Origin of the sequence: Haloarchaeobius baliensis (genome assembly GCF_052060055.1) — an archaeon.
GTDB lineage: Archaea > Halobacteriota > Halobacteria > Halobacteriales > Natrialbaceae > Haloarchaeobius > Haloarchaeobius baliensis.
On sequence record NZ_JBPPFR010000003.1, the window covers coordinates 662816 to 682820 of the forward strand.

At 57.2% G+C, this 20005-nt stretch carries 12 protein-coding genes; 5 read left to right on the forward strand and 7 right to left on the reverse strand.

Features of this window, described 5'->3' with window-relative positions; all coding sequences use genetic code 11:
- Positions 1 to 89: 89 nt before the first annotated feature.
- Positions 90 to 1265, reverse strand: a complete 1176-nt coding sequence (locus ACSG06_RS20010; RefSeq protein WP_440992064.1) for a hypothetical protein — start codon at positions 1263 to 1265, stop codon at positions 90 to 92.
- Entirely contained in the window at positions 1258 to 3012 is a 1755-nt protein-coding gene (locus ACSG06_RS20015) for a DEAD/DEAH box helicase (RefSeq protein ID WP_440992065.1), read from the reverse strand. Before ACSG06_RS20015 ends, ACSG06_RS20010 begins: the two co-directional genes overlap by 8 nt.
- 152 nt (positions 3013 to 3164) lie before the next feature.
- On the opposite strand from ACSG06_RS20015, the gene ACSG06_RS20020 reads away from it, so the two are divergent.
- Together ACSG06_RS20020 and ACSG06_RS20025 are read left to right on the forward strand one after the other, a co-directional pair.
- Positions 3165 to 6287, forward strand: a complete 3123-nt coding sequence (locus ACSG06_RS20020) for a DUF499 family protein (protein WP_440992066.1) — start codon at positions 3165 to 3167, stop codon at positions 6285 to 6287.
- 102 nt (positions 6288 to 6389) lie between these two features.
- Positions 6390 to 7664, forward strand: a complete 1275-nt coding sequence (locus tag ACSG06_RS20025; protein ID WP_050033929.1) for an IS4 family transposase — start codon at positions 6390 to 6392, stop codon at positions 7662 to 7664.
- Here the strand turns inward: ACSG06_RS20025 and ACSG06_RS20030 are convergent.
- From ACSG06_RS20030 to ACSG06_RS20050, 5 genes are all read right to left on the reverse strand, one after another.
- The gene (locus tag ACSG06_RS20030; protein ID WP_440992067.1) at positions 7639 to 8328 is read right to left on the reverse strand and encodes a DUF1156 domain-containing protein; all 690 of its coding nucleotides are present in this window, start codon (positions 8326 to 8328) and stop codon (positions 7639 to 7641) included. The two genes, ACSG06_RS20025 and ACSG06_RS20030, sit on opposite strands and share 26 nt — an antisense overlap.
- Before the next feature lie 2 nt (positions 8329 to 8330).
- Positions 8331 to 8972: a DUF7680 family protein gene (locus ACSG06_RS20035; protein ID WP_440992068.1), complete on the reverse strand. Its 642-nt coding sequence runs from the start codon at positions 8970 to 8972 to the stop codon at positions 8331 to 8333.
- Positions 8969 to 12268, reverse strand: a complete 3300-nt coding sequence (locus ACSG06_RS20040; protein WP_440992069.1) for an ATP-binding protein — start codon at positions 12266 to 12268, stop codon at positions 8969 to 8971. The genes ACSG06_RS20035 and ACSG06_RS20040 overlap by 4 nt, the downstream gene beginning before the upstream one ends.
- Complete coding sequence (locus ACSG06_RS20045; protein ID WP_440992070.1) at positions 12265 to 12477, reverse strand: hypothetical protein; 213 nt, start codon at positions 12475 to 12477, stop codon at positions 12265 to 12267. Before ACSG06_RS20045 ends, ACSG06_RS20040 begins: the two co-directional genes overlap by 4 nt.
- A gap of 155 nt (positions 12478 to 12632) precedes the next feature.
- Positions 12633 to 14321 (reverse strand): DUF8612 domain-containing protein, encoded by a 1689-nt coding sequence (locus ACSG06_RS20050; protein ID WP_440992071.1) that lies wholly within the window; start codon positions 14319 to 14321, stop codon positions 12633 to 12635.
- Between the two features lie 281 nt (positions 14322 to 14602).
- Between ACSG06_RS20050 and ACSG06_RS20055 the strand changes: the two genes are divergently transcribed.
- From ACSG06_RS20055 to ACSG06_RS20065, 3 genes are read left to right on the forward strand one after another with little or no spacing between them, the layout of a single operon-like run.
- Entirely contained in the window at positions 14603 to 17146 is a 2544-nt protein-coding gene (locus tag ACSG06_RS20055; protein WP_440992072.1) for a Piwi domain-containing protein, read from the forward strand.
- Positions 17147 to 17193: 47 nt separating this feature from the next.
- Positions 17194 to 17775: a metal-dependent hydrolase gene (locus ACSG06_RS20060; RefSeq protein WP_260644154.1), complete on the forward strand. Its 582-nt coding sequence runs from the start codon at positions 17194 to 17196 to the stop codon at positions 17773 to 17775.
- 51 nt (positions 17776 to 17826) lie between these two features.
- A complete protein-coding gene (locus ACSG06_RS20065; protein WP_440992073.1) occupies positions 17827 to 19974 on the forward strand; it encodes an Aq_aa27 family P-loop NTPase in 2148 nt (715 codons plus the stop codon).
- The last annotated feature ends 31 nt before the right edge of the window (positions 19975 to 20005 follow it).

Below are 20005 nucleotides of genomic sequence, written 5' to 3' on the forward strand. Positions count from 1 at the left end.
AACACATGGTTGGAGAATTGGTGAGGAATTGGCAGATACTCGAGGAAGTTGGCCAACGTCTGGTTCAGACAGCCCAATCCGGCCAACCGTCACGATTCTTCGCGCGATGTCGTCGAGCAATCTTCGCAGATCAGACCTTCCTCGAATTTCGAGAGTGGATTTGAATTCGAGAGCGACTCACCACAGTTGTCGCAGTGAATCTCTTCGGTAATCCCGACCCCGGCTCCATACCCCACCGTAATCATTTCAGAGGTGCGGTCTCCAGCAATCCTGAAGCGGGCTTCTCCACTCTCATACTCGACTTTTGTGACCGTCATCGAGGCTGAAACGACCTCTAGTGCGTGCCTCTCCCGAATTTCTCGCTGCGTTTGTGGGAACCCCTTGTCCCGTTTCTCGCGAAGGTCCTCTCGTTTCGACTCGACCTGCTCAAGTTCCTCATTGAGTTCTTTTCGCCGCTTCAACGCGTCAACGCGCGAGTCTCGTTCGCCCTCCTGTATGGCTTCGCTGACTTCCTCGATTTTTGTAGTGATCGACTCGCGTTTCTCGTCCAACTCCGCTAACTCCGCTTCCTTCATTTGTCTATACTCCTCCAGTTCGGCATCTGCCGATCGCGACGCCTCTTCGTGTACCTCCCCGATTCGAGGCCTGATCCTGTCCACTGCTGCTTCGCTCGCACTTTCAATAATCTGCATAACCGACGATCGATCAAGACCGGGAATCTGGGATTCTACCGTTTCATCATCAATCGAAGTTGCTGCTAAGAACGTCTCCTCAAATTGCTCCAGGACTTTCTGGGATTGTGAGTCAATGGCGACAGCCTCGAGGTGTTGCTCCTGATACTCGCTCACGGTCTCGATGCCAATTCTGAAGAGAACCACCACCGCGACTCTGTCGTAATACGGAGTGAAATCGACTACGTCGATTCTGACCCCCTCTGTCTCTAACCAATGAGGAACAGAAACTTCGGGAGATTCAGAAGCAATCGAGAGTCTTCCGCGTGGACATCGGCGGCTGGCTTCCTCGAGAAGCTTGTGGAAGAATGAGCTCTCCGGATGGAGCAGCTCCTCGTCGGAATCCAATTCTCGGTCGGGGTCGCCACAGATTACCGGGATTTCCCCAGTCGGCAATTCTGTGTCTGCGTCGTCTGGGACGGTGATGGCCCACTTCTCGTTCCGTTTCTCAATCGAGCAGCCGACTGCCTTCAGATACTTCTCAGCAAATCGCTCGACCCTCGTCTGCGTCACCGCAACCGATGCGTCAGTCATCACTCGCCCCCAAATCGAATCCCTCGAAGACTCCGCTATTGAACTCCTCGAGCTTTTCAGCGAGGTCACGCTGTTCCTGGAGGTCTACTGCCATCGCATCGAAGTCATTCTCGAGGTCAATCTCCGAATCGGCGTTGACCAACCGCTCGAAGATCTCGTCTTCGAAGCTCGTGCCGGATTCCTCTAACCGGCTCAGGATCGAACTGAGCTCGCCGACGCTCTGCTGGAAGAGGTCTATCTTGTGATATAGCTTCTCCAAGACATACTCCTCGATGGTGTCCTTCAGGGCCATGTTGAAGATATAGACGTTCCGCTTCTGCCCAATTCGGTGGATGCGCCCGATTCGTTGTTCGACCCGCATCGGATTCCACGGGAGGTCGTAGTTCACCATGATATTGCAGAATTGGAGGTTTCGCCCTTCGCTCATCGCGTCGGTCGACACGAGGACACCACCAGCCTCCTCGAAGTTCTCGACGATTTGCTCCTTCTCCTCGCTGGAGTGACCGCCATGGAACGAGTGAACCGTGTAGCCCTCGTCTGAGAGCCGGTCCATCACCTGTCGTTGCGTCGCCCGGAACTGAGTGAATACGATCACGCGTCCCTTCTCGACGTTTTCCCGGGCTTCTTCGACGATATCGAGCAATCGCTCTTGCTTGGTGACCGTCTCGGTTTTCTCGATCAACTCGAGGATCGATTCGAGCTCTTCGGCGTGGGCCAGTTCCGACTGTTCGTCCAATCGTTTCTCGATGGTTCCTTTGAGCGCTGCAGGACTGCTGACGACCTCTTTCTGGAGGAGCATCAAGACGAGCTTCTGGCCCTGGTCCTGGCTATACGCCCCCTTCACGTAGTCCGACACCGCTTGGTAGAGTTCACGCTCTTGGGGGGTTGGGTCGAACTTTCGGGTGTCGATGGTTCGGTCAGTGAAGTCGATGTCAGTGTCGGCTCGTCGGTTCCGGATCATCACCTTGCCCAATCGGTCCTGCAGCTCTTCTCGATTGACCAGGGTCTCCTGGTTGCTGTTCACGAAGTAGTGGTGGAACACGTCTCGCGTTCCGAAGAGGCCGGGTCGGAGCAATGAGACCACATTATACAGGTCTGTTAGCTCGTTCTGAATCGGTGTCGCAGTGAGGAAGAACGCATAGTTGTACGAGAGTCGGTCTATCAGGTCGTACCGGTCTGTCTCTTCGTTCTTGACGTAATGAGCCTCGTCGAGTACGAGCACGTCCCAATCTCTATCGAGGACGGTCTTCCTGTGTCTCTCACTCTTGGCCGTGTCGATACTGGATATAATGAAGTCGTGTTCGCTGAATCCCTCGAATTCATCGTCGTAGTTACAGACGAAATCGAGGCCAAACTTCTCACGGAGTTCTGCTTGCCATTGTTTGGCCAGTTGCGCGGGAGTCAGAATCAGAACGGAATCATCTGTCTCACGGAAATGCATCTCCTTCAGAATCATCCCAACTTCAATCGTCTTCCCCAGTCCCACTTCGTCCGCCAGGAGGGCTTTCCCGTCCATCTCGAACAAGGCTCGATATGCAGCGTCGACCTGATGCTCAAGTAGCTTCACCGACTCTTCGTCCAGATGTTTCAGTGACCGTAGTTCTGAATCTGGCTGGCCTGCTTGGAGACGAACTGCTTGAATCGTCCGGAGGTGCTCACCATCCTTGGACTCTTGAGAGTCCGCTGGAAGAAGTTCGTCAGCACACTCATGCGTGACCTCGATGTCGACGAGGTCGTAGCTGCTCATGGTACTATTCAGACAAGAGGTGGTAAAATACGTTGGGCGAATTGCAGTGCATCGAGTAGTGCTCTTGTGTGGGATTCGCTAAGAAGTGTACCTTTCCTACTGCCTGCCACCATAGTGCTTATCTGGTGCTGCCGAAATGTCTAGGTATCCAGATGGCTGAATCAGACGCCTTGTCCAATACCCTGGAGGACACAGTCACGTTGAGTCGTGAGCTTCGGGAAGAGGGACAAATTGACGGGCAAGTAAAACTCTACAACGTGGATGACGAGCGAGAGTTTGAGTCCGATGCGGAGCTCTTCTTTGACCGGACGTTGATGACTCAAGGTCTTCGAGAGGCCTTGACCATTCTTCGGGACTCTCTCACCGGGGACGATCCACGTGGCACGCACATCCTCTACGGGCCGTACGGGAGTGGGAAGTCCCACCAGATGGTGGCGCTGTATCATTGCTTCGACGACCCTGTGGCGGCGGGTGAGTGGGCTGCTGATTCGATCGAGGGTTTTGATGCATCACTCCCCGAATCGGCTATCCCGATCACGGTCGCGATGCAGAACGAGCAGTATGAATACCTCTGGGAGCCCTTTTTCGAAGCTCTCGACCACGACCCTGGGACGTTCGAGTCGGGTGGCTACCCTGACATGCAGAAGATTCAGGAAGCCGTCGGTGACGAGACGGTTGCGTTCTTCGTCGATGAACTTGAGGACTGGTTCGATACGCTCCAGGGAGACCGCAAGAGCGCGAACAAAGCCTTCCTGCAGTCGCTGTTGGAATCGACGGCGCTCTCGGACCTCGAACTCTATACAATCGTGTCGGTCCTGCGAGAGGGCTCGGAGGTTCACGACATTCTGAATCGCGAGCAAGCAGTCGAGGTCAACATGAACAATCAGGTGGACAAACGCGAGGTCCTTCGGCACCGGCTGATCGAGTCAGTCGAAGAGAGCGCAGCCCGCGACATCGTAAACGGGTACTACGACGCGTACGACCAGTCCGACCACGTCGACCTTCCCAATGACCTGTTGTCGGAGATGCACGATCTCTACCCGTTCCACCCGGTTCTCCTCGATGCACTCGAGACGCGGTACTATGCCGACGAAGGGAACCAGAACACCCGGGGGATGATCTATCTCTTCTCGAAGGTCCTCCTGGAGATGCAGGATCAGACCGATCTGATCACGCACGGGGACATCGACGCAATCGAGTTCGAGGACGAGCTCGCGAAGATCAACTACGAGCGGCTCAATGCGGCAACAGGCGACATCAAGAATCGGATTGATACTGACGAGGTCCCGCATGGTCGACGGATCCTGAACACGATTCTTCTGTACTCGCTGAAACCGAGCGAGGGTGAAGGCGCGGACGTCTCAGAAATCGTGATGGGTGCGTACGAGACTGGCGACCTCGTCTCTGACGTCGTGCTCAATCTTGAGCGCTTGCACGGCGTCGCGTGGCACCTCCACAAGCTGAATGGAAAGTATGCGATTCGGGATCGACAGAACCCGAACGCACTCATCCGAAACGCGGCGGTCGATGTCTCCGAGACGTCGGCGAAAGCCGAGATCGCGGATTACATCACGGACATCTTTGGGTCGAATGCGTACCCGGTCGGGTTCCGAACGAACGACATCCGGGAGATTCCGGATGACCGCGACGTCACTGTCGTCGTGAAGGACGACCAATGGACGCAGGAGGAGGTCAAGCGCGTCATCACGAACGACGGTCGAGGGCGTGAGTGGCGGAATACACTCGTCTTCGTCCAGCCGTCCGGTGACAAAGCAATCGAGTCCGGGACACGATACATCGACAAGGCGCGGTACATCGAGGGCTCGAGGCAGGTGCTCGCGGACGAGTCGTTGGACGGGGAGATTCGGACGTCGATCCAACAGATGAAGGAGCAAGAGGAGAACGAGCTTCGCGAAGAGCTCCAACTCCTCTACGGCGAGGTGCTCGATGGCGACGACCTCCTCAACGATTTCGACAAGGTCGCGCCGATGGACCTGGACGTGTATGTCATGGACGAGGCTGAGCTCGACGCCTCGAATATCGCCGCGTCCGCAGCAGCCGATCCGTTTGACCTGCAGTCCCACGTCTGGGAGATCGTCGAGGACCTCCTGGACCGTCGCGGTGAGATCTCAGTCGAGGACATCTACGAGCAGTTCCTCCGGGACCCGGAGCTTCCGATTCCGGGGAGTTCGAACGACGTGCTGAACGCGACGGTCACGGCGCTGGAGGACAAGCCGGTGCTCGCGAGGGATTCGGGTGGGTTCCGCGACGACCTCACTGGAAGCTCCCTCGACACGGTCCTCGTCAATAAGGACGACGTGGACATCTGGGGCGTCGACGACGTCGAGCAGGAGTTGCGGCAGCGCTTCGGAAGCGGGGAGCCTGCGATCGACATCGGGAACTTCGAGGTGGAACTCGTCGAGGATGGCGAAGTCTGGATCGATGGCGACAGTCACGACGTCGTGATGCGTGCAATCGGTCGGCTCAACAGCGAGGACCAGTACGTCATCGTGAAGGGGAACGAGATTCTCGACAAGCCACAGTCCGATGCGGCGCTCCGGGACGTCGGCGGTGCGACCACAATTGGTGCGTCGTACCTCCGGGACCAGATCGAGGACAGCATCGAAAAGGATGGGTATGCGAACCTCGACACGATCATCGGCGAGATCCGGGCCGACGAGACCGTGTTTCTCCCGCCGGACGAGACCGAGTCCATCGCTCGAGAGGCGGTCAACGAGTTCCTCGTCGACGATTACGTTCTGGAAGCTGGGGGCCGGTACCTTGGTTCGCTGGGAGACCGCAATCCCACGACCGTCAAGATCGTCCCGACGGTCTCGGACCGGATCGGAGATAAAATCGTCGAGTACATCGAGGACCTGGAGCCGGGCGACCAGTTCACCGTGAACAAGGTCACCGACCGGTTCGACAGTAGCGTCACCGAGTACATGGTGCGGACGTACTTGCTCGAGAACATCGGGAAGGACGAGGAGCCCGAGTACGTCGTCAACACGACCGGTTCGGACAAGGCTTCCGACTGGGTCCCGGGCTACCCGTTCCGGAAGGCCGACACGGAGGCAGAAACGTGGCGCTTCGAGTACAACGGCGACGACGTGACCGCAATGCGGACCAAGTGGCGGAACAACCACCAGACCGGGAGTGTTGACTATGGCGACGTCACGTTCATGCTCCCGGACAGAGAGGGGATTCCCGGTGCGCTCCAGGGGACTGCGGATGTCGATCGCACGCAGGTTAGTTTGACACTCATCCGTCTTTAGTTAGGAGACGAACCGCATGACAGCGGCGGCGTATCGAGGTATGTTTGCGGAAGGAACGAGGAGGCAACGAGTGTGTACCACGAAACCTCCTCATCTCGGATTATGCGTCGGCTCACTACGCTTTTTCCATCTGAGTTCCTCGAAGAGCACGCCGAGGAACTCGGCGTGGTCGAACGTGATCGCAAGCTCCAGATTCCCGCCTTCGTCTGGTCGTTCGTGTTCGGCTTCGCCGCAGGCGAACGCCGAACACTCGCAGGGTTTCGTCGCAGCTACAACTCGACAGCTGACGAGCCGATCTCTCCCGGCGGCTTCTACCAGCGGTTGACACCGTCGCTCGTGGAGTACCTCCGTGACCTCGTCGAGCGAGGTCTCGACGAGGTCGCAGTCCCAGACGCTGTCGGTGCTGATATCGACCGGTTCAAGGACGTGATGATCGCTGATGGAACGGTGTTGCGGTTACACGAGTTTCTCTCCGATGAGTACGAAGCCCGTCACGAGGAGCAGGCTGGAGCGAAGCTCCACCTGCTCCACAATGCTACTGACCAGACGATTGAACGGCTCGACGTAACCGACGAGAAAACACACGACAGCACGCTGTTCAAGACAGGCACGTGGCTTGAAAACCGCCTCGTGTTGTTCGACTTGGCGTACTTCAAGTACCGCCGGTTTGCGTTGATCGACGAGAACGGCGGCTCCTTCGTGAGCCGGCTGAAACAGAACGCGAATCCGGTGATAACGGAGGAGTTACGGGAATGGCGCGGGCGCGCCATTCCCTTAGAAGGCAAGCAGCTCCGAGCTGTTCTCGATGATCTCGACCGGAGGTACATCGATGTGGAGGTCGAAGTCGAGTTCAAGCGCGGGCCGTACGAGGGGACGCGCTCGCTGGATACGAAGCGGTTCCGCGTCGTCGGCGTCCGCAACGAGGACGCCGACGACTACCATCTGTACGTGACGAATCTGTCGAGAGAGGAGTTCTTTCCGGCAGACCTAGCGCAGATCTACCGGTGTCGGTGGGAAGTTGAGTTGCTGTTCCGTGAGTTGAAGACGCAGTACGACCTGGACGAGTTCGACACGAGCAACGAGCACGTGGTGAAGATCTTACTGTACGCAGCGCTGCTGTCACTGCTTGTGAGCCGTGATTTGTTGGATCTGGTCACCGAGCAGGCTGACGATGAGCTCGTGTTTCCACCGGAGCGCTGGGCGGCGACCTTCCGGTCGCACGCCCAGCTCATCCTCCACGACCTCGGTGAGCACCTCGGTTATTCGCCACCGCCGCTGTTGGAGCGGCTGATCAAGGACGCACAGAAGATCCACAAGCAACGACCGATCTTACAAGAGACGCTCGCTACCGCTACGCAACCGAGGTGTGAGTCTTAACTAAAGACGAATGGTATTCTTCTAATTGGCTCTTTGCCCTGTCATTAATCTTCGACCCCCACTTTTTCACATCTTTCTCAATTGTTCCGGCCTCTGGTGCATACTCTAACATTACAGTGAGAATTAGAGAGGCAACAGGGTTGAGCTCGTTAGCTTTAGTGGGGAGTCCGTATCTGAGTGCCTCATATGGAATAACTCCCCCACCAGCCGTAGGATCCAAAATAGTAGGAAGTTCTCCATCCCAAAACTCCCGAAGTTGCTGGTGAAGTTCGGCTCGTTGCTTCTCACTAGGTGATGATGTAAATGGGCGAGGATATCCATAATGGTCTCCTAAAGAACCACTCCTCTCGCTTTCTGTGGCCTTTTTGCGCTCTACGTATTCAGAAAGGGAAGAGGATATCTGCTCTTTTGGTCCAATCTGCATCCACCGAAGTAGCTGATCTGGATCGGTTCCCTCCGGAAGTATTGATGCTAGAATTGCGAGACGGGATGCCGGTGTAGGCCTCCTAGCATACCATGGGTGTAAATACCGGTGAGGAGGCATATGCTTCGGATTTGCTTCTTTTAGATTTTCAATACCAACTGCTTTGAGCGGTAGCTTCCCTTCAACGGCAAGCGACTTCAACGGCTCACTATCCATCTCCGGAGTTGATTTTTCACTCATTATTAGATGTGGTCGGTCAGCAGCGTTCGTAGCGCCTTCTCGCCGTTCGGGCTCGACGGCGACCGACACTTCGCGTGCCAGTAGTAGCACTCTTCGTCACTCATTCGCGCGATACCACGACAGAACGCCCGCATCCGGTCAACCCGCTGAATGGGCTTTACACCAAGGAAGCCCAGAGCCAATCGAACGCCGACGGTCTCCGGGAGGAACACCTCGGCAGCACCGCCAGCGGTGAGTACAGACTCATCTCGGTCTGCCCCACGGAGCGTCTCCCGTACCAGCGGGAGGATAGAGCGGAGCCGACTCTCAGACAGCCGCGTGACTTTCATCGCCGTCCAGTCGTCCCACTCCCATCTGTCGACCTCTGGATCCGCTGACTCTCCGAACACCGATTCGAACGCTTCCGTCACGAGGCCCCGATTGGGGTTACCACGCTGGAGACGGTCACGACGAGCGGACGCCTGCGCCTCGGGCAGTAGTTCGTACAGTGTCAGCGATGCACCCTCGGCGTCGTCACGACGGACGAGCGCGAAGGTGGGGCGGCCCCCGTAGACGCTACTGCCGAACTGGCCCGCTCCGATGGTCTCGTCTTCGGGGCCGAGTGTTGGCGTCGCGTCTGCGTCGGGGGTAGGGTGGGACGTCATTGCTGAACCTCTGCGGGTACTTCGACCGGTCCTCGGCCTTGAACCTTCACGTCGATGTTCGTCGAGCCCAGCTCGTCCTGAAGTTCCGCGAGCACGTCGTCTTCCGCGCTCGTAATCGGCTCGGGGTCGTTCAGGTCGACGCGGAACTTCAGTTCGACGAGCGACGCGCCGTCGAACGGGTCCGGCTGGTTCGTCACGCGGGAGAACTCGTCGATACCACCGGTAAACTCGGCCTGATACGACGCCCCGGCCGACGACTCCGTCTTGTACCGCATCCGTACCGAGACGTTGTCTGCCCGGTCCTTCAACGCCTGGCGTTGAGCGATGAACGAGCCCTTCGACAGCTGGTCATCGCCCCCAAGTTCGATAGTGACGCGCTCAATCCCAGGATTACTACCTGAGGACGCTTTTCCGAGTGCGTGCGTCCGAACCTCGTTGAAGGCTCGGGAGGTAGCCATCAGACTCGTCGACCGCTCCCAGTCGTTCGGTCCGTCACACCGCGAACAGAGCCCGTCAGGCCCCAGATGGTCGACTTCCCGTCCGCACTGGTGACAAGTCAGCTTCTCGGGCTCGTGTTGGGCGCAGTACTGCTGGTCGACACCGATTTCGTTAGTACATCCTTCCTCTGCGCACGTATCCTTCGTCGTCTCCGGTGGTCGGATGACGTCGTGGTGGACATCGAGGAGCTCGTTGACATCGGTGTAGACGACGTACTCGTCGCCAATCTTGACGTCCGAATCACGAATACTCGTGCGGACGTCTGGCGACTCGGAGAGCGGATTTGCCTTCCGCCAGTTCTCAGGGCGGTCGTCCTCGTCGCCGTCCCAGTAGGCGAGGCCGTTCTCGCCGGCGGTGCTGTCCCAGTACGTGTACCCGGCGTCGTCGACCATCTTCGCCACCGTCTTTCGCAGCGGCTTAGTGTTGAGGAGGTACGGGAGTCCGGGCTTCTTCGCGAACTGCGTGACCAACTGTTCGGTGGTCATGCTGTCCTGGGTCTGCTGCCAGAGCTTCTGTTTGAAGAACGCGACCCCCTTCGGACCCGCGTCAGCACGAATAAGCCGGTCTTCGAGCGTCTCTTCGACGGCGTTGACGAGCGTCGTGCCACCGTTCGCTTCAGTGGCGTTGATCGCCAGATGCGTCAGGCCATCTCGGTCGACGTAGTACAGGTGACGGTACACACCCCGGACGAGCTCACCCAAGAGTCCGTGCGTCTGATCACGGCGCTCACGGAGCTCCTCGATCTGCTCGTTGGAGAGGTCGGCGGTCTGCTGGGAGTCGTCGAGGAGAGCCTCGATGGCTTCCAGCTGACGCGCCTCGTCGATCGCACCTTGGATACGTTCCTTGTCAGGGGCGAGGAAGAGGACGTAGTTCTTGTAGACTCGGCTCTGGGTCTCGCCACCGTGCTTCGAGGCGGATTTCTGGTACAGCGTCTGAATCTTCTCGGGGGTCTCGCTCCCACCGTCGGAGACAGGAGCGGTATCCATGTGCATCACCGCGAGCTGCGGCTTGGAGACCTTGTCCGGAAGGTCGGCTGGTGACTCAGGGAAGACGACGGTCTTGAAGCCGCCAGTTCCGATCTCGGAGTTCTCCAGCCGGGATTCGAATCGGTTCCGGGCCTGCGCGTCGGGCGTGTTGTCCACCCGCTGGTCGATAATGCGGATGAGGTTCGGATCGGACTTGAACCGGACGCGCTCCTCGTCGTAGAGGTAGTAACACGCGACGTTCATGTCGCCGCCAGACAGCGCCTCCAACGCCGAGTCGTAGTTGTCGAAACGGATGTCGGGATGACCGAGTGCGGCGTTCATCTCCGCACGCGTGAGTCCGGTTGCTTGCTCTCCGTAGGCCAGGCTATGCCAGAGGACTGTTGTCGTCAGATGGCCGCCCAGCGGTGGAATCCCTTTCTCCGTCCACTTGCGATCTTCAAGCTGGGCATGGGCGGTATTGTCTTCGCTATAGATGTCAGCCGAGACAGCCGCACTCAGGTCGACGAATTCGAACAGCGTCTCACGAAGCGTCGAGTCTATACTCCCGTCGGGAGCGTTGTCAGCGGGCGTGAGGTCGTACAGTCGAATCCAGTGGCGGTCGTAGTGATCGGGCTGGTGGTTCCAGAGGTAGTAGACCGCCCGTGCGAGGAGCTTCAGTGCGCCTCGGGTTCGCTGGAACTTCGGAATCGTGTCGATCTTCTCCGTGAGCGTATCGATGATCGTCGGGTGGAACGGGTATTCGCGTTCCAGCCGGTCGACGAAGCTGGCGTCCGTCGCCTCCTGCGGGAACTGTCGGTCACTCCCCGCGTAGTACTGGAAGTACGATTCGGCGAGCGTCTCTGCCTGGTCCCGTTCGATCTCCTCGAAGAGGCGGTGTTGGAGAACTTGTCCGACTTCGTTTTCGGAGGTCGGCGTGACGGTCTTGTGCTGTCGACGGCCGATCTGGTTCAGTTCGTCGATGAGCGTCCGAACTTCCTCTGCCTCTTCTTCGAAGGCAGTGTCCGCAATACTGTATACGACCGTGACCTCGTCGACCTCTGACGCGGTTTCGAGGAGTGAGAGAACGAAGCTCAGGGTCTGGCTGGCTAGCGTCGCGTTCCCGACTTCGACTGCGGACGCCGCCTCGAGGTAGGCTGCAATCTCGTCGATGAGGATGAGGGCAGGACCATCACCAAGCTCGAACAGCCCCTTCAGCGTGTTCCCACCAGGTGCATTCCGGTCCTGATCATACTCTTTGATATACTCGTAGCCATCGAGGCCATACAGCTGGTAGGCGATTTCTCCCCACATCGTCCGCGTGTTCGGAGCGTTCGGGTCTGACCGGTCGCTCCGGGCGTTTCGGGCGTCGACGTGTCCCCCTACGAAGACAGACGTGTCGACGTCGAGGCCCTGATCTACCGCATCTATATAGGCAGCACCGAGGTCTTCCTCACCCTCGACGAGATGGCGGTTTAGATCGTCGATGTCGGTCGGATTATTCGCGAGGTGGTACGAAGCGATGAGGTCGTGCGTCTTCCCGCCACCAAAACGGGTATCCAGGCACAGAATACTGCTGGAGTAACCACCGCTATCGTACCCACCAGCCGCGAGGAACCGCCCCGCGAGGTTGCTCAGTAGCGTCCGAAGCCCGTCGGTCGGGTACGTCATATCGAAGAACTGCGTCGCATCCCGATAGACAGGAGCGGCGTCGTCCGGCGAATGTGCGACAGTTGCCAGGCTTGCGGCGAACTGGTCCTCCTGTAGCGTGCCGTCGAGGACGTCTCCCCGGGGAGTACATGCTTCAAACAGACTCGGATAGTCTGAGCTACTCATGAATCAACCCCCTGTTGCCCCGGTTTGGAGACGATGATGAACTCCCCACGATCGCTATTGTTGATGAGTGCGTGAGCGATTTCTTTCGACTCAGCGATGTCGATCTTGATTGGCTCGCCCACCTCTGCATCGAACTTATCGAGTTCAGGTCCGGACAGATTCACTCGTCCAGACCTCCCCGTGTTTTTCCCTATTTGTTTACGAGTCATCCGGATGTTTTGTCTGGCTTACCGAAACAACATAACCTTTACTTAGACTAAGTCGGCTGAGTGACCCTATTGGACATCGACGGATAGGTGTTCAGGGCGCAAATTGGAGGGTAAACTTCCTTGGACTGGAACCTGCTGCGCAGAGATTCAACTGACTAGCAGATGAGTAAGAATAACCAAAATGGAAGGTAGCAGATGTTTACATCGTTCTTTTCGACAACTAGTGACCCGTTTTCTCGCACCTCTTTCGGGAGGCTATCCGTGATGATGAAGCGGTATGGTGCTTCGTAATCGAGGTCACGGAGATCCTCACTATCGTCCTCAGTATGCTGCCCGACACCGGGGTCAAACTCCGTCGCGATTTGTTCTGCCGACTCAGTATGTGGATGGTAAGAGAGAATGAACGGCAGCACTTTCCCCTCTCGATGGAGAACATAATCAACTAATCCGGCGTCAGTTGGACAGTACTCGACTTCGTATGCTTTCACCGCGAACGACAGACGCATCGCGTGGTCGAACGCCACAGTTCGAGCCAATTTGTACTCGAAGTCGAAATTGAGATCGTTCTGCTGACTGTATTCCTCGAATCCGAAGTGTTCCTGGCGCTGTGAGAGTAGCACAACGTGTCGAGGATTGCGAAGATAGAGTCGCGTTCGTCGGTGGCGTCGCAACGAATAGTCGTGAGACTCAGTTACTGCGATTCCATCGTCGAGGATGCCGAGGTAGCTATCGACCGTTCGTCTATCGACGCCGATTCGGTTGCTTATCTCCGTGTATTGGAGCTCCTCACCCCCCTGACTAGCAGCAATCGAACTCAGCCGATGAAGGTTCTCGGGGTTCTGAATAGAGCCGTATTTTGCTAGTCCCTTGTAGAGGTATAGGAGAAAGTGCGAACGGACAATCTCGTTTCTGATGGAGGAGTCGTCAGTCTGGTGTAACGTACCACCTTTTCTCAGGTAATCACGCGCAGCGTCATGGAAATCGTCGCGTTCGGATGGATTGAAGAACTCGAAATATAGCGAATTGAGGGAGTCGATCGCGGAATCAATGCTAGTGTCGGATGATTTCAGGTTGAGTCCCCTCCGAACATCTTTGATTGGATGCGGGCCAGCAATCCGATCAGACCGGAGGGATTCAAGCTCTTCCCTAAACTCGTGGTTGAAATCAACGCTCAGCCCTCCCTCTTCTTCTGGATGCCCGATGGTGTCAACAAATTTCATCGGGAGTACTCCCCAGGGTCTTTCGACGTGATCAATCTTATCGGCCTTCGTTAGTTCACGGAGGTTGACCTGCTCCTTGACGATTCCTGTCAGGAATAGATAGGTGTCCTCATTTACGAACTCTAAGAGGGTCTCTTTCTCATTCTCGTCAAGGTTCAGAATATCGACATCGTCTATGAGAATGTACTTCGTTCCATGTCGAGGAGCAATATGAGAGTAGAAGTAGTCAATTACCTGCTTCAATCGTTCAATTCCCTCACCCGGGCGTTCTAAATGGTATTGGGATGCCTCAAGGGGGAGGTAGAGTATCTGACGTGGTGAGATAGATGAGACTATGTCGAATTCAGGGTCTTTTGGAGGAAATTCGGTAGTCCCTATTAACGCCGCCACGAGTTGATACAGGAGCGTTGTCTTGCCAATCCCTGTCGACCCATAGATTGGATAAACTAAGTTGTCAGTCCCTTTTTCATCGTGCTTGTGTACCGCTTCCAGAATCTTATGGAAATCTGAACGGGGTGTGAGATCTACAGCCTCCTCCAAATCTTGACCTACTCCCTCGCTCCACCATTCGTTATGACGCTCGGCGTCGGCGATGAAATCCTCAGCTCGGGATTCCTCAGTCATGTTGTCTATGATTATTCGGCCAATCATAAGTATTACTCCATCTTGATGTCGCTATCTGAGAGAGTACTCTCGTTCGCTCACGGCATATTAGGTGAGTAGAATAGATGGGGACAAGGTGGCTGATATTGATTACAAGTCCAAATATCTCCCAATATGCCTGCGTGGGCCTGCTTGAGGGAATAATCACCTCCAATATCTCGTTTCACCTATTTCAAAAATAGCGTATTCCGACTTACGCTAGTGGAAAGATATTTGTCGACGGTTGCCCATGTCGTTGGTAGATGCCGACGCAGGCCGACATCGAGGATGGGAAAAGAATCGACATCACGGTCCAGGTGGTGGCTGAACTGGACCGGCCAACGAGTAAAATGGCCAAGCGGCTCAAAGTCCGCGACACTGCGGGTAACGAGTTCCCGCTCGCAATCTGGAACAATAACACGCTGAGCGACTTCGCTTGGGAGTCGGGGCGCTGGTACGAACTTGAGCACGCAAAAGGAAACGAGTTCCGGGGTGAGAAGAGTCTGAACGGGTCTTCACGACTACGCGCTGAAGTCGTCGGATCACCCTTGGATGACACCGACAACAGCAGCGCGTCAGAGAAGAGGTCCGGGGATCAGCTATTCGACACGCTTCAGGATAATCTTCCGTACCTCTCGCTGTTCCCCTTCGATCGCCACTTCGAGACGCTATCTGTCTACGAGTACCGCATCGAAGCCGACGACGCGTTCGAGGACAGTCCGATGGACGCGACGTACAATCTCGCAGCGTATCTCCGCTCGTCCAGTAACGCGGCCGTCACGCACGCGGGCGTGATGTCGCTCATATCTACCGAGCCGCTGGAGGCGTACCTGCCTGACCCGTTTACACTCACGGGTGAAACTCGGGTCACCCTCCGAGCTGACGACACGGCTGACAACGAGACGATGGTTCGTCTCCTCCAGCAGCTGATGAAGAAGAGCATCAGAACCGACGAGTACGAGACGGGGCGGGTGGATCGTATCCGCACGAAGGAACCCGTTATCAGTGGGCCAGAGGGACTCTTCGAGGCGTGTCTCGCATATCGGCTTAGTATTGAGGTGCTTCCCTCCGGTGACGCCTACGTCGGGGTTGAGGCTAGCCACCACGCCCGCAGCCAGGCGACCGTCGACGAGTACATGAACCGAGTGAGCGCGACGGTCGACGAACTCGTCGACACGCACGTCGAACACGACCCAGAAACCTACTCGACGCCCGGGAGCGGGCGACTCAAGGGCGTCTCAGACAAGCGGTTCACAGACCCGATTCCGGACTTCGGAAACCAGTCGCTCGCGGACTGGTACGAGCGAAAGGACCGCGTCTCGGACGAGATGCTGGAACAACTTCGTTCGGAGAACCCGCGGCTCGTCGAAGTGCAATACAACCCCAACAGCGACGAGACGAGTGTCCACGTCCCGCAACTTCTCCGCGTCTCCCCGCGCAAAGAAGTCGTCAAGCAGTTGGCTCCGCGTTTCCATCGGGAGTGGGATCGTCGCGCGAAGATGCTCCCTGAAGAGCGATTCCAGAAGGCGACGCAGTTCATTACAGGCCTGGATGAACTCCCGGCAGTCGAGACAAGCATCGACCCGACGCCCGTCGGGCCGAGTATTTCGTTCATGTCCACGGAGGTCGACCGCGCGGACAATCTCCGGTTCGGTAACGACCGCACCGCTGACCTCCCCGGCTCCGGGCTGAGTCGATACGGCGTCTACCGTCGTCCGTCCTCGTTCAAACTCCACTACCTCGTCCCGGAACGGTATGCAGACGACTTCGTCGAGTTCCGAGGTCGGATCGAGAAGCAACTCGAGGACATCAACTGCTCGCCGGACGAAACGTCCTACAGCGAGTACGTGTTGGGTCGTGAAATCGAGTACAGTAACGCAGCCGCTGCCATCAGCGATGTCGACGCTGTTCTCGCTGCTGTCCCATCGCCGACGAACGACTTCATTCAGGACGGTACCATCGACGACCCGTACGGGGAGTTCAAGAAGGCGCTCGGCAAGCAGACGATTCCGTCGCAGATGGTCCGAGTGGACAACCTCGACAACAAATGGGTCGTCCGCAACACCGCGCTCGGTATCGTTGCTGGCGCTGGCGGTGTCCCTTGGCGTGTCGACCAGATGCCCGGTGATGCCGACTGCTTCGTCGGCCTCGACGCGACCCGTGACCCGGATACCGGACAGTTCCTCGGCGCGAGCGCGAACGTCGTGCTCGCAGACGGGACCGTGTTTGTCTCGAAGACGCAATCTCTCCAGTCCGGAGAGACGTTCGACGAGGACGCCGTTGTCGACGTACTCAAAGATGTTCACAGAGAGTTCGTCCGGGCCGAGGGCGAAGCACCCAACAGTATCGTCGTTCACCGCGACGGTCGACTGTTCGAAGATGTCGACGCCATCCTGGCCCCGTTCGACGGGACGGGAATCGACATCGACATCCTCGACATCCGGAAGAGCGGGGCGCCCCGTGCGGCGTTCCGACGTAACGAACAGTTCCGCGTCGACCACAAGGGGCGCATCTTCATCGCGCAGAACGACGACTACGGCTTCCTCACGACCACGGGCCGACCCGAATTCGACGATAGCGATGGACTCGGAACCCCGCGAACGCTCCGCATCGTCCGGCGAGCGGGTGAGACACCGATGCAGACGCTAATGGAACAAGTATACTGGCTCAGCGAGAGCCACGTCGGGAGCGCCCAGCGGAGCACACGGCTTCCGATAACGACCTACTACGCGGACCGGTGTGCCGAGGCTGCACGGAAGGGGTACCTCGTCAACGGCGAGATCATCAGAGGAGTACCGTACATCTGACCGCGTCCAGACGAGCAACCAACACGACAACAGGGGAGTCAATTCAAATGGGGAACTTCGACGAACATCTCAACGCGGGGAAGGCCGCCGGACTACTTGCTGCCGTAGTCGTTGGCTTCCTCGTTCTTGACCGCGGTGGAGGCATCGGAGAAACAATCATCGTCGCCGCCGGCGTCGGCGGCGTCCTCGTGGTAGGATCGCTACTACCGGACATCGATCATCAGGCGTCAAAACCACGGCAAGCTGCTGGCAGTCTGGGGGCACTCACGGTCGTCGGGGGCGTTATCGGACTCGTCGTGTTCGCACCAGATAGCGTCGCGCTACTCGGTGGACTCGTGAACACACTGGGTGTCGGTGGGAGTCCGTCTACTCTGGGTATCGGTGTTCTCGTGATCGGTGCGGTCGTCCTCCTCGCCACCGGTGGTGACACGTTCGATTCACTGACCACGCATCGTGGGTTCACGCATTCCCTGGCGTTTGTCGCCCTCGTTGGCGTCACGGCTCTGGTCGCTACCCAACAGCTCGCCAGTCTTGGTGGCGTCCTTGGTGTCTTCGAGGGACAGAACGGTGTATTAGTAGCCGGTGCAGCTGCTGCCGGAGTTCTCGTTCATCTCGCGGTGGACAGCTAGTGGCACCACCGTGACTGATACCGCGTCACCAGAAATCAAGGACCAAACCAAATGAAATTCGATATACCACTCAACACGGACGAATCGGACGCCAGCCACGTGGAGATATTCAAGAGCTGGCGGTCGTTCTCCGACGTCTTCGAGGGTGCAAAGCGGATGCGCGTGGTCACCTACTGTGATTCGCCCGAGTTCATCCTCGACCTCTTCGAGGATCTGGAGAACTTAGAACGGCTGGAGGTCGTTGTCGGAGACGTCGACGACTATCGCGAGCGACTCATCGATAAGCCAGACCTCGCGGACCGACTGGAACAGCTGCGCCGAGACGACAAACTGGTCATCTACCTCTGTGAGAACAAGGAGGTTCACTCGAAACTCTACTTGATCGAATACCCGGAGGAGGACCACGCAGGCGAGGAAGCCGATGAGGACGACCAGATGACACTCGGTGGAGAAGCGACCACAGAATCGGACTCGTCAGCGGAGGCCAGTGCAGCACCGGCGAAGGTCGTCATCGGGTCACCGAACCTATCCCGCAATGCCTGGTCGAACCAGACGAACGTCGGGGTCGTGTACGACACGACGGTAGAGAGCGACCTCTACGCACAGTTCGAAGACCTGTATCAGGATCACAGAGACTCCTATAACAAGGGGGGTCCTTTCCTCGAGGACCTCTCCGAACAGCTTGAGCAGTCGAATGACGACCGCGAAGAGGTAATCAAACTGTACACGGAGGGGCGCGTTGGGACACAAGACGAACTCGGAGAGGTCCATGGCCGCCTCGCTGACCACATCGATGCTGAAGTTGAGACGGTAGATCTCGCGCTCGATGGCGGAACAAGCTCCGAAGACGAACGCAGTCAATCAGCGGATGACGCCGCGGGAACCGATGAGTCAGCAGGGGACGGTGATCCCGACATGGCTGATGCGCCACAGGATCGTATCACGCTGTCACTCAGGGGGTACGACGAGTCGACGGTGAGTACACTGTCTCAGATGACCGATTTCGACGCGACGGTGTCGAACGATACGCTGACCACAACCCCAGACGCTTTCCAGCGGTACGCCCAGCAGGTCTTCGACGTGCCGACGATGCACCTGAACGAAGACAGGGATCAGCTCAAGTTCCACTACGACGGCACGGTCTACCGCGTCACGCAACCACCGAAGAGTCCGGAGAAGGTAGACGAGGCGCTTGAAGAGATTGAGAACTACTTCGCGACCGTCGACGACTACGGGAATTCCAATAATTCTACGGCGGTCAAGGCGCACATGTACGAAGCGCTCCTCTGGTTCTTCTGGGCGCCCTTCGCGAACCGACAAGCAGTCTTCTACCGACAGCACGGCATCAACCTCGACAAAGCGCTCCCCTACCTCTACATCTTCGGAGAATCGAACGGTGGGAAAGGCACCTTCTGCCGCTTCGCCCTGTCACTAATCAGTGGAAACCGCGTGGAGGCTCCGGTCGACGCTGACGAGATTGGCAAACGGAAAGTCCGGAATCTCAGATCGGCACACACTTCGTTCCCGGTCGTTGTCGACGACATCACCAAGCAGAAAGTGAACTCGTTAGATACGCTCCGGAACTACTGGAGCGGGTGGACCGGGGAAACGTCCTTCCCGATGTTCGCGTTCATATCCAACGACAAGCGGCCAGGAGAGTGGTTCCGGAACCGAGCCAAGATACTCCGATTCGACGTCAACTTCATGACCTCCCATCAGGGTGAGGCAGAAGTGAATCGCCTCATCGACACGGAGAATCCAATCTACCAGTGGTTCGGACATAAATACCTGAACCGTGACCTCGTACTGGGAGAAGACTCAGATGCACTCCGTGAAGTCAGAGCCGCGATGCTGGATCTCTACGAATTTGCTGACCGCCCCGTACCGGACTACTTCCCGACCGAACCGGCCGAGCAAGCGTACGATACCGGTCGGGAGCGCTGGCGTAACCTCATCGACCGCGAGGATGTCGAGATTAGCAAAGACGGGGATACACTTCAGGTGACGTTTCCGGAGTCGATGAGCTTCGAGCTACATGAGTACAAACGCGACCCACCGATGACGGTTCGAATTGAGAAGCGAGGCCTCGATTTGATCATCAAGACGCCGGACGAATTTTTCGACTGGCTTGGTGAGACGACTGCCGACGATCCTAGGGAAGGATTCCTATCTCGAGCCCGAAACCTATTGAAGAGATAACAAGAAATTCGCATAGATTAGCGCACTGTAC

Excerpts from the sequence above, each read along its gene's own strand:
- ACSG06_RS20020 (WP_440992066.1), top strand. The coding sequence starts at position 3,165 with ATGGCTGAATCAGACGCCTTGTCCAATACCCTGGAGGACACAGTCACG.
- ACSG06_RS20015 (WP_440992065.1), bottom strand. The coding sequence starts at position 3,012 with ATGAGCAGCTACGACCTCGTCGACATCGAGGTCACGCATGAGTGTGCT.
- ACSG06_RS20025 (WP_050033929.1), top strand. The coding sequence starts at position 6,390 with ATGCGTCGGCTCACTACGCTTTTTCCATCTGAGTTCCTCGAAGAGCAC.
- ACSG06_RS20030 (WP_440992067.1), bottom strand. The coding sequence starts at position 8,328 with ATGAGTGAAAAATCAACTCCGGAGATGGATAGTGAGCCGTTGAAGTCG.
- ACSG06_RS20010 (WP_440992064.1), bottom strand. The coding sequence starts at position 1,265 with ATGACTGACGCATCGGTTGCGGTGACGCAGACGAGGGTCGAGCGATTT.
- ACSG06_RS20065 (WP_440992073.1), top strand. The coding sequence starts at position 17,827 with ATGAAATTCGATATACCACTCAACACGGACGAATCGGACGCCAGCCAC.
- ACSG06_RS20040 (WP_440992069.1), bottom strand. The coding sequence starts at position 12,268 with ATGAGTAGCTCAGACTATCCGAGTCTGTTTGAAGCATGTACTCCCCGG.
- ACSG06_RS20055 (WP_440992072.1), top strand. The coding sequence starts at position 14,603 with ATGCCGACGCAGGCCGACATCGAGGATGGGAAAAGAATCGACATCACG.
- ACSG06_RS20050 (WP_440992071.1), bottom strand. The coding sequence starts at position 14,321 with ATGACTGAGGAATCCCGAGCTGAGGATTTCATCGCCGACGCCGAGCGT.
- ACSG06_RS20045 (WP_440992070.1), bottom strand. The coding sequence starts at position 12,477 with ATGACTCGTAAACAAATAGGGAAAAACACGGGGAGGTCTGGACGAGTG.
- ACSG06_RS20060 (WP_260644154.1), top strand. The coding sequence starts at position 17,194 with ATGGGGAACTTCGACGAACATCTCAACGCGGGGAAGGCCGCCGGACTA.
- ACSG06_RS20035 (WP_440992068.1), bottom strand. The coding sequence starts at position 8,972 with ATGACGTCCCACCCTACCCCCGACGCAGACGCGACGCCAACACTCGGC.